Origin of the sequence: Nostoc sp. MS1 (genome assembly GCF_019976755.1) — a bacterium.
Taxonomy (GTDB): domain Bacteria; phylum Cyanobacteriota; class Cyanobacteriia; order Cyanobacteriales; family Nostocaceae; genus Trichormus.
The window spans coordinates 4,379,918-4,392,558 of record NZ_AP023441.1; the positions used below are offsets into that span (position 1 = coordinate 4,379,918).

General features: G+C 39.9%; 12 protein-coding genes. 7 read left to right on the plus strand and 5 right to left on the minus strand.

What is annotated here, in order from left to right; translation table 11 throughout:
- Positions 1-68 precede the first annotated feature (68 nt).
- Positions 69-1,052 (plus strand): GntR family transcriptional regulator, encoded by a 984-nt coding sequence (locus NSMS1_RS18985; protein WP_224086330.1) that lies wholly within the window; start codon positions 69-71, stop codon positions 1,050-1,052.
- Between the two features lie 210 nt (positions 1,053-1,262).
- A complete protein-coding gene (locus NSMS1_RS18990; protein ID WP_224086331.1) occupies positions 1,263-2,522 on the plus strand; it encodes an FAD-dependent hydroxylase in 1,260 nt (419 codons plus the stop codon).
- Between the two features lie 120 nt (positions 2,523-2,642).
- On the opposite strand, the gene NSMS1_RS18995 is transcribed toward NSMS1_RS18990, so the two are convergent.
- Complete coding sequence (locus NSMS1_RS18995) at positions 2,643-2,876, minus strand: Nif11-like leader peptide family natural product precursor (RefSeq protein ID WP_067766174.1); 234 nt, start codon at positions 2,874-2,876, stop codon at positions 2,643-2,645.
- 433 nt (positions 2,877-3,309) lie between these two features.
- Here NSMS1_RS18995 and NSMS1_RS19000 point away from each other — a divergent pair, with 433 nt between their 5' ends.
- Entirely contained in the window at positions 3,310-3,525 is a 216-nt protein-coding gene (locus tag NSMS1_RS19000) for a DUF2839 domain-containing protein (RefSeq protein ID WP_224086332.1), read from the plus strand.
- Between the two features lie 570 nt (positions 3,526-4,095).
- Here the strand turns inward: NSMS1_RS19000 and NSMS1_RS19005 are convergent.
- Entirely contained in the window at positions 4,096-4,236 is a 141-nt protein-coding gene (locus NSMS1_RS19005; RefSeq protein ID WP_224086333.1) for a hypothetical protein, read from the minus strand.
- 233 nt (positions 4,237-4,469) lie between these two features.
- Here NSMS1_RS19005 and NSMS1_RS19010 point away from each other — a divergent pair, with 233 nt between their 5' ends.
- The gene (locus tag NSMS1_RS19010) at positions 4,470-4,814 is read left to right on the plus strand and encodes a DUF1815 family protein (RefSeq protein WP_224086334.1); all 345 of its coding nucleotides are present in this window, start codon (positions 4,470-4,472) and stop codon (positions 4,812-4,814) included.
- Between the two features lie 379 nt (positions 4,815-5,193).
- The gene (locus NSMS1_RS19015; RefSeq protein WP_224086335.1) at positions 5,194-5,694 is read left to right on the plus strand and encodes an acyl-CoA thioesterase; all 501 of its coding nucleotides are present in this window, start codon (positions 5,194-5,196) and stop codon (positions 5,692-5,694) included.
- A 64-nt stretch (positions 5,695-5,758) separates the two neighbouring features.
- On the opposite strand, the gene NSMS1_RS19020 is transcribed toward NSMS1_RS19015, so the two are convergent.
- Both NSMS1_RS19020 and dxr read right to left on the minus strand, forming a co-directional pair.
- Positions 5,759-5,956 carry a hypothetical protein gene (locus NSMS1_RS19020; protein WP_224086336.1) on the minus strand — a complete coding sequence of 66 codons (198 nt, stop codon included), beginning with the start codon at positions 5,954-5,956 and terminating at the stop codon, positions 5,759-5,761.
- Between the two features lie 440 nt (positions 5,957-6,396).
- Positions 6,397-7,614 (minus strand): 1-deoxy-D-xylulose-5-phosphate reductoisomerase, encoded by a 1,218-nt coding sequence (gene dxr / locus NSMS1_RS19025; protein ID WP_224086337.1) that lies wholly within the window; start codon positions 7,612-7,614, stop codon positions 6,397-6,399.
- Positions 7,615-8,099: 485 nt separating this feature from the next.
- Here dxr and NSMS1_RS19030 point away from each other — a divergent pair, with 485 nt between their 5' ends.
- Positions 8,100-8,654 carry a PEP-CTERM sorting domain-containing protein gene (locus tag NSMS1_RS19030; RefSeq protein WP_224086338.1) on the plus strand — a complete coding sequence of 185 codons (555 nt, stop codon included), beginning with the start codon at positions 8,100-8,102 and terminating at the stop codon, positions 8,652-8,654.
- 161 nt (positions 8,655-8,815) lie between these two features.
- Here NSMS1_RS19030 and NSMS1_RS19035 read toward each other — a convergent pair whose 3' ends face one another.
- On the minus strand, positions 8,816-11,158 hold the full coding sequence (locus tag NSMS1_RS19035; RefSeq protein ID WP_224095278.1) for a PhoX family protein: 2,343 nt from the start codon (positions 11,156-11,158) through the stop codon (positions 8,816-8,818).
- A gap of 396 nt (positions 11,159-11,554) precedes the next feature.
- Here NSMS1_RS19035 and NSMS1_RS19040 point away from each other — a divergent pair, with 396 nt between their 5' ends.
- The gene (locus NSMS1_RS19040) at positions 11,555-12,496 is read left to right on the plus strand and encodes a glycosyltransferase family 2 protein (protein ID WP_224086339.1); all 942 of its coding nucleotides are present in this window, start codon (positions 11,555-11,557) and stop codon (positions 12,494-12,496) included.
- Positions 12,497-12,641 lie beyond the last annotated feature (145 nt).

A 12,641-nucleotide genomic window follows, 5' to 3' on the forward strand; every position in this document is an offset into this window, starting at 1 on the left:
AGTTCGTAATTCGTAATTTGTAATTTGTAATTCTTAATTACAAATGTCAGCATTGAGGAGGTTGGGTGATGATTCAATTCCGTATTCAGCCAGATAGTGAAATTCCTGCATCAACCCAACTATTTAACCAAATTCGGTTTGCGATCGCATCTCGGCAATATCCACCCGGATACAAATTGCCCAGCACAAGGGCATTAGCGATGCAAACAGGGTTACACCGTAACACAATTAGTAAGGTATACCGTCAGTTAGAAGAAGATGGTTTTGTCGAAAGTTTGGCAGGTTCAGGGATTTATGTCCGCGCTCAAGGTCATGAGGGCGGTAGCAGGCTACAATCGCCAATTCTGACGCAACACCCCGAAGCATCGAAAGTTTTGCAGCAAGCCCTGGATGAACTCCTAAATCAAGGCTATTCACTCAGCCAAGCACGGGAAATATTCTTGGCAGAAATTGACTGGCGCTTGCGTTGTAGCGCACGGGTATTAGTAGCCGCACCAACTCAAGATATGGGTGTCGGGGAATTAATGGCTTATGAATTAGAAGAAGAACTCAAAATTCCCGTACAGATAGTAGCCATAGATGAATTAGCCTCTGTACTAGATAAAACTACCTCAGCAACAGTCGTCACCAGTCGCTATTTTATCAACGACGTAGAAGCGATCGCAGCTCCTAAAGCCATCCGCGTCATCCCTCTGGATATCTACGATTACAACAAAGAAATTACCCTCCTCAAACAATTACCCAAAGATAACTGTGTGGGAATAGTTAGCTTGAGTTCAGGAATTGGTCGCCAAGCAGAAGTCATCCTCCACGGTTTACGCGGTGACGAATTATTAATCATGACCGCCCAACCAAAAGATAATTACAAAATGCAGGCGATCGTCAAACGAGCTGAAGTAATTATCTGTGACCAAGCCTGTTACGCCATAGTCCAAGCAGCCGTACAAGCCGCCTCAGAAGACATTATCCGCCCACCAAAACTAATTAAGGTCGAGAATTACATAGGTACAAATTCGATTAACCTACTTAAACGAGAGTTGGGACTGGGTTAGGGAATGGGAGTAGGGAGTGGGGAGTAGGGAGTAGGGGAGATGAGGAAGAGGGGGGAGGCAAGGAAGCAGAGGAGCAGAGGAGCAGAGGAGAACAACTATGGACTGTTGACTATGGACTAATGACTAATGACTAATGACTAACAACTAACTTGCCCAAATAAAGGCGATCGCGTAACAATAAGAGTTATGATTGCTTAATTTCTCTTAACAATGGCGCTAACGCAGCTTAATCAAACTATTTCTCCTCAACCGACACCGCCAGACCAGCGAGGTTACGACTATGATTTAGTCATCGTCGGCGGTGGAATTGTTGGGTTAACTCTAGCCTCAGCATTAAAGGATTCTGGCTTGAATATACTGTTGATTGAGGCTAAAGTCTCATCAGCAGCCGTGGCTAAAGGACAAGCCTACGCAGTCCACATGCTGTCAGCACGAATCTACCAAGGCATCGGCATTTGGGATAAAATTCGCCCTCAAATTGCTAAGTACAGCCAAGTCCGCCTTTCTGACGCTGATTATCCTGGTGTGGTGGAGTTTGCAACCAGCGATTTAGGAACACCAGAATTAGGTTATGTAGCCGAACACCAAGCTTTACTGGAACCTCTACAGGAGTTTGTCCAGAATTGCCCAAATGTCACCTATCTATGTCCGGCTGAAGTGGTGAGTACCAAGTACCACAATGACGTAGTAACTATAGAAATTAAGGTTGCTGAACAATTACGCACAGTCCGCAGCAAATTAGTTGTAGCTGCTGATGGTTCACGATCGCCTATTCGTCAAGCGGCTGGGATTAAAACCCACGGCTGGAAGTATTGGCAATCTTGTATAGTTGCCTTCGTCAAGCCAGAAAAACCCCACAATAATACAGCTTACGAAAGATTCTGGCCTAGCGGACCCTTTGCAATTTTACCTTTACCTGAGAACCGTTGCCGCATCGTTTGGACAGCGCCCCACGAAGAAGCCAAAGCTTTGTGTGCTTTGAATGACGAGCAATTTTTGCAAGAACTTGCCAAGCGTTTTGGTAATCAGATGGGTAAGTTGGAATTATTAGGCGATCGCTTCGTTTTTCAAGTACAACTCATGCAAAGCGATCGCTATGTTCTCCCTCGTTTAGCATTAGTTGGCGACGCAGCGCACAATTGTCATCCTGTAGGTGGACAAGGCTTAAATTTAGGTATCCGTGATGTCGCAGCTTTGGCGCAGGTAATCCAAAAAGCGCATCAAACTGGTGAAGATATCGGCAATATTCGCGTATTGAAACGTTACGAACGCTGGCGACAAGTAGAGAATCTGACAATATTAGGCTTCACTGATATGTTAGACAGAATGTTTTCTAACCAATTTCCGCCAGTAGTATTTGTGCGTCGCTTGGGTTTATGGTTTTTGCGTAGCGTTCCCGCACTCAAAGTATTTATGCTCAAGTTGATGATTGGTTTAAAGGGAAGAACCCCAGAATTAGCGAAACGTTAACTTAGTAGGGAACAGAATATAGGTGGCGATATAGTTATTTTTCTGGTAACAGGTAATAGCGAATAGGTAAATATTTTCTACGATTACCCATTACCCATTACCTATTACCTATTCCCTAATTTATCTAGGATGAATGTGTTTTCTAGGTCCCCAACCTGGATTGATGATAGCAGCTAAATCTTCTTCAGATAATTTGTTAATTTCTGTTTCCAGTTCTTCCTGTGTGAAGTCATAGCCGCTCTCTTTAGCAATCTTAATAAAGGCTTCTGGATTCTCAGTTGCTTTTAGTCTTTGTTTTAATGCTTGATTTTCCTTCACAGCCTTCAAAAGTTGAGCAGCATTTTGTTGAGCCATGATAGCCTCTCCTGTATTAAATATTAGATTTAAATTTAGAGCCGATAAAATTTAAGAACAACAGCTTAAATTATCTGTATTGCTCTATTCCTAGACTTGCACGATTTTTAGTTATTCGTCGTGTACCATAAGAAAGAATAAATAGATTAAAAATCTTGAATAATCTTTGATATTGGTTATTTAATAATAAAAATTAATAAAAAAATATAATAATTAATGATGAGTAAAATTTTTTTACTTTTGCTTTTTATTAAACTTCTTGTCACTTCTACTCGCCTACTCCAACTCCTTATAGGTATAGGATACAATATGCGATCGCCTCTGGTGCGGCAAGCTTCATTTTCAATAAATCTCAACAGTAAAAAACAACGCTAACATCGGAAAATAGGAAATCATCAGTGAATTAATAACCTAGACTGAATGGGGGATAACTATGGGTGAAGCGAAACGTCGTAAAACTACAATGGGAGAAAAATATGGTCAAGACACTCGTATCTTACCTTGGGTTCCCATTACTAAATCTCAATCTGAACTATTTGTTACCTGGACTACTCGTGGTGCGTGGGTAGGCATTGGAGCTATGGTTGTAATTTGGGTAACTATCCGTTTTATTGGGCCAGCTTTTGGTTTGTGGCAAGTAGCAGACTAAAATTTCTCCCATAAGATAGGGGTGTAGGTGTTTATCAGCTCTACACCCCATACACTTAATAAAATCGTTATGTAATTCGTGGCGAATTTACGGCTAATGTCCTAACGTTACAAGCATAATCGGGCAATTTATATTACTATTTAAGCTTTGTATCTATAACTCTTGCTAGATTGACTTAGTGTTAGTCTTAAATATGATTAGCTACAGAGGTATGAGAAACAGCATTCTGCTTAAATGTTGTTTCAAGGGGGAATTATATAACTTACTTAACTTTCTGTTACGTTTAAAGCTACAAAAAATACTGCCGAAATGGCAACATACTTATCTTGAGTTTAGCTATGCTCGGTTTCATGCTTATAAGCATTAGAGCTATAGTGATATTTTTTGCAAGTGTAACTAATTCCCTACCATACTCCGACCATTGCGCCTAACTTTGCACTCTCAAGGTTGTACTATACTGGATTCAACACTTATAGCAGGAAAGTAATATTTGAGACAAAAAAAGTTTGGCTGAATTGTCAATAGTAAATCTGTGATTATACGGCACAACAAGCTAATAGAAAATCTCAACTAGATGTAAAAACTGTGAAAATCACTATTATATAGTGCCAAAATTACAGAAAAACAATCAGTGATTCTCCTCTGGTTGACAAAGGCTAAATCTGAGTTAATCTTGATGCGATCGCTGCTAATAATCATCAACTTAGGCAAAGTTATGTAAATTATACTTAATTTTCTTAACTTACCTGATTATTTTGATTCTGCAAAGTGAATTGTTTGATACGGCAGAGCGTGCAGTTTTCTCTTACCCTGAGCAAGTAGCCAATTAATGGCTGCAATAAACTTTTGGTAATTGTAATGAATAGTTTACAATACCAATTGGTGAGAGAATCTAAAAAAAATATAAAAGAGACTAAAATGACTGTGGTGTCTGGAGGACAAAAGTGTTTCTAAGACTAGCGCATCAACATCGGCAGTTCGTCCAAGACTTGGTAATGAACCTCCAAGCCTTGGCAATTGTACTAGAACGACGGGGCTATCCTGCGTCCTGTTATACCTGTGGCGACCAAATGAACAGTGCTTCATTTATGGTGAGTTTGGGTAATAATCATCTAATTCGCTTCCTAGTATCTGACTACGGCATCACTTGGACAGAAATGCGAGATGATCGCGAATTAATGAAACTAGAAGGTGCAGAAGCAATTAACCAATTAGAGGAATTAGCCAATCTTGTGAAGCAACCTACCCCAGTTACTTCAAGCAACAAGGCATTGGCAAAACGGGTTTAACATCAACTATAAATAGGTTTTTCTAATTAAATTTCACCCAAAATCTAGAGAATTAAAGCTTGTTCGCAATTATTAGCTATTAATAATTACCTTTGCGTAATTAATTAGCTAATCCTTGCACTTGTTTGAATATGGGTGCTGAAACCTAATATAGTTAGTATGTACTTATGTTCCAGACGATAAAGATTTGGAACTAAATTTTGTTTTTCAATTATGTATAGCAGGGTATAGAGAATAGCCACTTAAGCAGGCTATTACGAATTACGAATTATATAAGGCGATCGCAGCTTAGATCGGCATTATTCTTATAAATGCTACAACTCAACTCCTTTTTATGTTATCCCAGAGGTGGAAGAACTAACTGCCGAGTAACAAAAAGATGTCTGAAGAACAATCTAGCCAGGCACAATTGCCTCCTACTGATGCCATAGAACTTGCATCACTACGTCAGTTTGAGAGTTGGTTTGAGTATCCTGTGAGAGTTCATCCCCATCATACTGACTACGCAGGTATTGTTTGGCATGGCACTTATATAACTTGGATGGAAGAAGCAAGAATGGAATGTTTGCGTTCCATTGGTGTTGAATTTGCAGATTTAGTGACTTTAGGCTGCGACTTACCCGTGGTAGAACTTTCTGTGCGCTACCATCGTGCTGTAGAGTTAGGCATGGCTGTGGTGGTTAAAACTCGCATGGTTGATGTTACAGGTGTCCGCATCAACTGGGATTATGCAATTGTCTCCACAGATGGACAGCAATTATTTGTCACTGCCAAAGTAACTTTAGTAGCCTTAGATAGAGAAAGAGGCAAAATCATGCGCCAGTTACCTACAAGCGTTAAAGATGCTTTAGCAAAGTTTTCAACTTTACACAAAAATTGATTAAAGCTAGGTGTATCAGTTATCAGTTTTATTAAACCATGTTAACTGATAACTGATGAAACTTCTACTTCCCAACTTTCACTTGTGATAAAGTTTGTGCAAACTGCATGATTTGATGCCATATATCTTGAGGTGTGATACCAAAACCAACGTTGAGTAACACAAGAACAGATGCAATAGTTATAGCATTGATAATGGTTGCTTTTAATACTTTCCAAACTATGACAAATACAATCCAAGCTACAATAAGAGTAGGGATCATAATATAAATTCCTTAAAACTTAGCTTTGATTTCCAGGCTACTCAATCAGTAGACGTATATTTTTATATTTAATAATCACTGATAAATCTAACGCCAATGTGGTATTATTTACATAATGTTTCTTCCAATAATTGCGTAAATTATTGAGTAATGAGCGCAAATTGATTATACATAAAATAATTACTAGATTTTTTAATTAAAAATAAATTTTTGGCCAAATTTATCAAAGATATTTAATTTAGGAAAATACATACGGCAAGAAACAGGGATAAAAGCCTGTTGATCTATGAATTTTTGCAGAAAATTTGTAATACATTCACCTACAATCTGCTGTATAACTTAACCCTCTTGAACTGTGTGCTGAAAACAGACAGAAATCTTTTACCGCATAAGACCAAAGTAGGGACGCATATCTGTACGCCCCTACGAAAGATATATGTTTATGAGGATTTTTGTAAAATGGGTTGTACAGAAATTATCTGAGGTTGAGTTGCTAAATTTTTAGTAGCTGTTAAAACTTCTTGTCTTGCCCATTTATCTGCTGCCAAAATGTCATCTAAAGAAGGATTTGCACAGTTATCGTTTTGATGGCGATCGCAAACTAATTCGATACAACGAGGAATATCTAAAAATCTGATTTTCTCATCCAAAAATAAAGCCACTGCTTGTTCATTAGCAGCATTTAACACAGCCGGCATAGAACCGCCAGCTAACCCAGCCGCGTAAGCTAACTGCATACAAGGATACTTATGATGGTCTGGTTCACGGAAGGTAAGATTGCCAGCTTTGACTAAATCCAGGCGTTCCCAGTCAGTATAGATGCGTTCCGGCCAAGATAAAGCATACAACAGGGGTAAACGCATATCTGGCCAGCCCAGTTGAGCTAAAACAGAGGTATCCTGTAACTCAATCAATGAGTGAATAATACTTTGGGGATGGATGACGATTTCGATATCTTTGTAATCTAACCCAAACAAGAAGTGCGCCTCAATCACTTCTAAACCTTTATTCATCAAAGTGGCTGAGTCTACAGTAATTTTCCGCCCCATAGACCAGTTAGGATGTTTCAAGGCATCAGCAACAGTTACTTGTGCTAATCTTTCCACATCCCAATCCCGAAAAGCACCACCAGAAGCTGTAAGTATAATCTTCCTTAAACCACTTTTAGGTACGCCTTGGAGACATTGAAAGATAGCAGAATGTTCAGAATCGGCTGGGAGTAATTTAACACCGTGTTTTTCAACTAAAGGCAACACTACAGGGCCGCCGGCGATGAGGGTTTCTTTATTTGCCAAAGCGATATCTTTACCTGCTTCTATGGCGGCGATAGTTGGTAGTAAACCTGCACAACCTACAATACCAGTAACAACTGTTTCCGCATCGCCATAACGGGCAACCTCAATCACTCCCGCTTCACCCCCTAGTAAAATAGGTTGGGGATCAAGGTCTTTAATAGCTGCTTCCAATGCTGGCAATTTTTCCGCAGCAGAAATCGCCGCTATCTGCGGACGAAACTTGCGAATTTGTTCTGCTAACATTTCTACATTACTTCCCGCCGCCAACCCCACAATCCGAAATTTATCTGGGTGCTGGGTGACGATATCTAAAGTCTGAGTACCAATTGAACCAGTGGAACCAACAAGAGTAATACTTTTCACAATTGCTTAAGAATTTACCGACAACTCTCACTATAAATTGCTAAGGACTCATTAATATAGAGCGATCGCCACGCATTGCACAATTAAGGTAGTATATTTTCTCCGAATCCCAAATGTTATGGAATTATAACCTTTCTTAATCTACTGAGGTACTGAGTACATCACGAATAAAATTGGCTAACCCTCCTACAGAACTTTCCTCTGTGTAACTCTGCGTTTAAAAATATTAAATCTGTTTGTTTTCTGTAAGAGTTTGATGATTTTAAGGTTTGTAGTGAAGATTTTAATCCTCTCTGCGTTCCCTACGGGACGCTACGCGTTCGCGTAGCGTGTAGTAGACAGACGCTCCGCGAACAAGAAAAGGCTAAAACCTTAACTACTAGCTTAACCATTTATTCTATTTTTCTTAACCTTTTGTCATTACTTTAAAGCTTATTTATGTGAAATCACAATAACGGTGACTTTTTTACTTTGGAGCTTGTCTAATGAAATTAAGTACAAATCTTGGCCTAGCTACTTTTGCTCTTGCCATTTCCTTAACTACTTTTGAAGTTAAGCCAACACAAGCTGCTGTAGTTAATTACAACTTTACTGTAAATGCTACATCTGGTGCTAATCCAGGTCAGTACTTTGGTTCTTTTAGGTACGACGACTCAAATTTGAATGGAATTGGAGAAGAGAGTCTAGATATTAGCAATGGATTATTATCTGTTGTTTTTGATTATTTGGGTACTCGATATACAGAAGTAGATGATATTGATTTTCCAACGGGTTTAGCACCATTAGTTAGCTTTAGAGATGGTCAACTTTTAGGACTGAGTTATTTAGTTGAAGACCAGTTTTTTATCGGTGGGGATTTAAATACTCCCTTCTTAGGCGGTAACACTTTTTATAGTATTGAGAGTGCTGATTTATTAACCGCTAATCAAGTAGGCACAGTCAGTTACTCTACCGTACCAGAACCTCTGGCTGTTTTGGGAACTGCGATCGCTTCTTTTGCTGGGTTATGTGTAAACCGTCGTAAAAAAGCATTCCTATAATTTACTAAAATTGGCAATTTTTGCTAATTTTATAGTACATTTACACTATTAAGAAAAATCCTGATTCAATCACTCCCCACTCTATCCAGTGGGGTTTTCACATAACAAAAGGGGTGTACATATCATACACCCCAAGAAAAAATTATTTTATGTGAATAGTTTTAGACAAAACTGCCATTGGAATTTTTAGGATAGATACCAATAACACTGGGACGAGGAACACTTGTAGGTTGACCTTTACCACCATCAGCAATGGAGATGTTGCTAGGCCAGCTACTACCACGAGGGACAGTACGAGTTTGATTGAATGTTGTACCATTCAAATTGAGAATTTCTATGTCACGGCTGAGGATAGTGCCATCATTAACGGGACAATCTTCACCAGGATGCTGTACAGAGATAATTAAAGTATCTCCGACAAAAGTCGGCCCAGTCATTTCACAACGCACAGGCCCGTAGGCAAAGGGGAATACTTGTCCAGCATGAGAACCACTGGTGGGAATATAGAATAACCAGTTATTACCAAAGACACCTGTGAAGTTGGAAACGTTACCACTAGCAGAGTGATTAATAGTGGTAGGATTACCAGAAACACCAGTGTTGAAACCGTTGTGGGTGTCGGTGGACATATCTGTTACACCCCAAATATTGGCTTTATTATCGAATGCTAGGTTATCGACATTCGCAAAACCAGCACCATCTATTGAACCAGCTTCTCCACCTTGGGCAAATTTTTGCCAACGGAAGGTTAAACCTGTACCATCAGCGCTATCTTCAATAATTTTGTACAGACCACCTGATTGTTGTGTAGCATTAGGCGCTGTATTGTACTTGGCGACTACGAAAATACGAGAATCTGGATAACCGTCACTACCGGGCGCACCATCGGTATAAGCGATGAATACTTCTTTGGTGCTGGGATGGACTTCGATATCTTCTGGACGTGCGGTGGGTGTACCACCAACTAAGTTACCTGCTAAGAAAGCATCAACGAGAACAGCACCTTGGGAAGTATAAAAGTCAGAAAGACGCTTGTTTTGATAGGCTGGTAATGATGTTGCTTCATTGGTGCGATCGCAAGCAAACGCACCACCATCTTGAGTCTGTCCTGCAATACCATTGCGTCTTGGTAAAGGTAGCAGTCCGTTTCTTTGCGCTGAACCCAAAGCAGCAAACTCTACAGAGGATAATACCGATGGCGGAATTGGATCGGTAGGAGTGTTTAATTGTAAAGGTATCCAGCGACCTGTACCATCTGGGTTATAACGAGCCACATACAAAGTACCGTTTTCCAACAAACTGCTGTTGGCTTTGCTGGTGGGTGAAGACACTACCCCCGAACTGACATATTTCCAGGTGTGTCCCCCACGTCTATCGTCACCCAAATAAGCAACTAATCTCTTTCCTGCTTCGACACGGAGAGCGATGTTTTCATGACGGTAGCGACCTAACGCCGTGTGTTTGCGTGGACGAGAATTGGGATTGACTATATCAATCTCTACCATCCAACCATATTTTTCCCCAACTAAACCAAATCTCTGACCGATGCTGTTGGCAATGTAACCTGTTTGAGTACCATCAGGTTTGACTGCTTCTTGCACAGTACCTTGGAAGTTTTCTTCCGCAGATAAGATCGTTCCCCAAGGTGTAGTACCACCAGAACAGTTAAAAGCAGTACCGATGATTTTATTACCGAGTCCATCGGCACTGAGGTTAAACACTTGAGTAGCAGCTGGGCCAGTACCTACCAAATAGTTATTATCACCTTGTTGATGGCTACGGCTACCCCAAGAAGTCACATTGGCATAACCATCAGTTCTTTGACTATTGATTCCTAACCCGGAAAGACCGTGGATACGGCGGTTTCTTGCATCACCACTGACGACAGTGTAACGTTTTGTGGCGTTACGGCGGTCAATTCTGACAATTGAGCCACCTTGATTATATAGAGATTCGCCATCAACTTCCAGATTCCTAGTTTCGGGTAAAGCCCAACCAATTACAGGCTCAAACGCATCTGGAAACTGTCTTAAATCGCTATTATTGCTGAGTATGGCTTTGGCAAAGGGATAACTCACATATTCATGGTTTACCCACAAATAGCCTATATCGTTAGTTCTGCCGAGGGGGATAAAAGCTGTGTAATCGCAGTTAAAACCAAAATAATCATCACGATTGGGAAATACGCGATCGCCCCAACCTATAATTACGTAGCGTTCATATTCTGGTGGTACTACAACATCATCAATTACGTTGTAAACACTTAAACTGGGATTTGGAGATGGGTTTAGTATCTGTCCTTGTTGAATTCCTGTAGGTAAATAACTTCTTTGTTGTTGATAAATTGGTAAAGGATGAGGTAAGCGTACTGGCGTAAAGCCTAATGGAGTAGTGATTGCTTCTGCAACGTTAGTAAAGCCTTCTAGGAGTTTGTCACTTAATACCGCAGCCCCAGCACTCCCAGCAAAAAATATTAAAAGTTGTCTCCGACCTAACTTAGACATTAAATGCCCCTCTTTTGTAACAGATAAATGTGCAATTAAGAACTCTACAAATTCACTGAAAACATCAGTAATCTGAGATTTCATCGAACTTTCAATATTAAATTTCCAGGCTTCAAGGCTGATGAAAATCGAATTACATCGCTCAACTGCCAAAAAATGACCCACTTTTGCAAAAGTTATTATTAAATGATTAACAAGAGGTTATGTATCGTTTAATTAATAATTATCAGTATTTAGAATAAAAAGAATTACCTTGTTTTTTTGAGCTGATTGTATGAAGCCACTCTTTACACGCAGCCTGAACAAACAGCCTTGATGCGTAAGCTTTGACCAGGAACAGTCTGAAGTACCACACTGTCCTATGCTGGAGATGGATAGTACTGTGTAGGTGAGACTGTGTTTATTAGTGTTGTTATACCGACTTACAACCGCCGTCCGATTTTAGAAAAGTGTCTACGCGCTTTAGAAGTGCAGACGCTGAGTGCATCAACTGCGATTAAAGGCTACGAAATTGTTTTAGTAGATGATGGTTCTACAGATGGCACATTAGATTGGTTAGCAGCACATAAACAAGAGTTTCCTCATGTGCGATGGTTTGAACAAGACCATGCTGGCCCTGCGGCGGCGCGTAATTTAGGCGTAGAGCAGGCACTAGGCGATATTATTATCTTTATTGATAGCGATTTAGTAGTGTTGAAAAACTTCCTACAAGCTCATGCTGATGCGTTGGTGCAGGGACAAGAGAAACTAGGGAGCGATCGCTTTTTTACCTATGGTGCAGTAATTAATACTTGCAATTTCGATAATCCCACGGCTGAACCTTACAAAATCACAGACTTCTCCGCCGCCTTTTTCGCTACAGGTAACGTCGCCATCCCTAAACATTGGCTAGAAAAAGCAGGTTTATTTGATACAGGGTTTCAACTCTACGGTTGGGAAGATTTAGAGTTAGGTGTCAGGCTCAAAAATCTGGGATTACAACTAATTAAATGTCCTGCTGCTGTCGGCTATCATTGGCATCCACCATTTAATTTAGACCAAATACCCAACTTAATAGACAAAGAAATTCAACGCGGACGCATGGGTGTTTTATTCTACAAAAAACATCCCACATGGGAAGTACGGATGATGATTCAAATGACATGGTTGCACCGTTTACTGTGGGGAATACTTTCACTCAACGGTGCATTGAATGAAAAAACAATGGCTCCTTTATTGCGGTGGTTAATCAAATCTGGTAGACCCCAATTAGCTTTAGAAATAGCGCGAATTTTCCTCAACTGGTACAACGTCAAGGGAGTATATGAGGCTTATTCTCAGATGCAGAAAGTTTCATAACGGACTGGAAGCAGCAAGTTAATTCAGCTTTATATTGTGCATAATCCAAAATAATTTAAGGTGTTATATTATATAAATATGTAATATAAATCACCTTCTTGTTGTGAGATTATTATATATGTAAAAAAAATTATTTATAAACATA

Bases quoted from the DNA above. Each gene is read 5' to 3' on its own strand.
- NSMS1_RS19020 (WP_224086336.1), bottom strand. From the start codon at position 5,956: ATGATCCCTACTCTTATTGTAGCTTGGATTGTATTTGTCATAGTTTGG.
- NSMS1_RS19000 (WP_224086332.1), top strand. From the start codon at position 3,310: ATGGGTGAAGCGAAACGTCGTAAAACTACAATGGGAGAAAAATATGGT.
- NSMS1_RS19030 (WP_224086338.1), top strand. From the start codon at position 8,100: ATGAAATTAAGTACAAATCTTGGCCTAGCTACTTTTGCTCTTGCCATT.
- NSMS1_RS18990 (WP_224086331.1), top strand. From the start codon at position 1,263: ATGGCGCTAACGCAGCTTAATCAAACTATTTCTCCTCAACCGACACCG.
- NSMS1_RS19015 (WP_224086335.1), top strand. From the start codon at position 5,194: ATGTCTGAAGAACAATCTAGCCAGGCACAATTGCCTCCTACTGATGCC.
- NSMS1_RS19035 (WP_224095278.1), bottom strand. From the start codon at position 11,158: ATGTCTAAGTTAGGTCGGAGACAACTTTTAATATTTTTTGCTGGGAGT.
- NSMS1_RS18995 (WP_067766174.1), bottom strand. From the start codon at position 2,876: ATGGCTCAACAAAATGCTGCTCAACTTTTGAAGGCTGTGAAGGAAAAT.
- NSMS1_RS18985 (WP_224086330.1), top strand. From the start codon at position 69: ATGATTCAATTCCGTATTCAGCCAGATAGTGAAATTCCTGCATCAACC.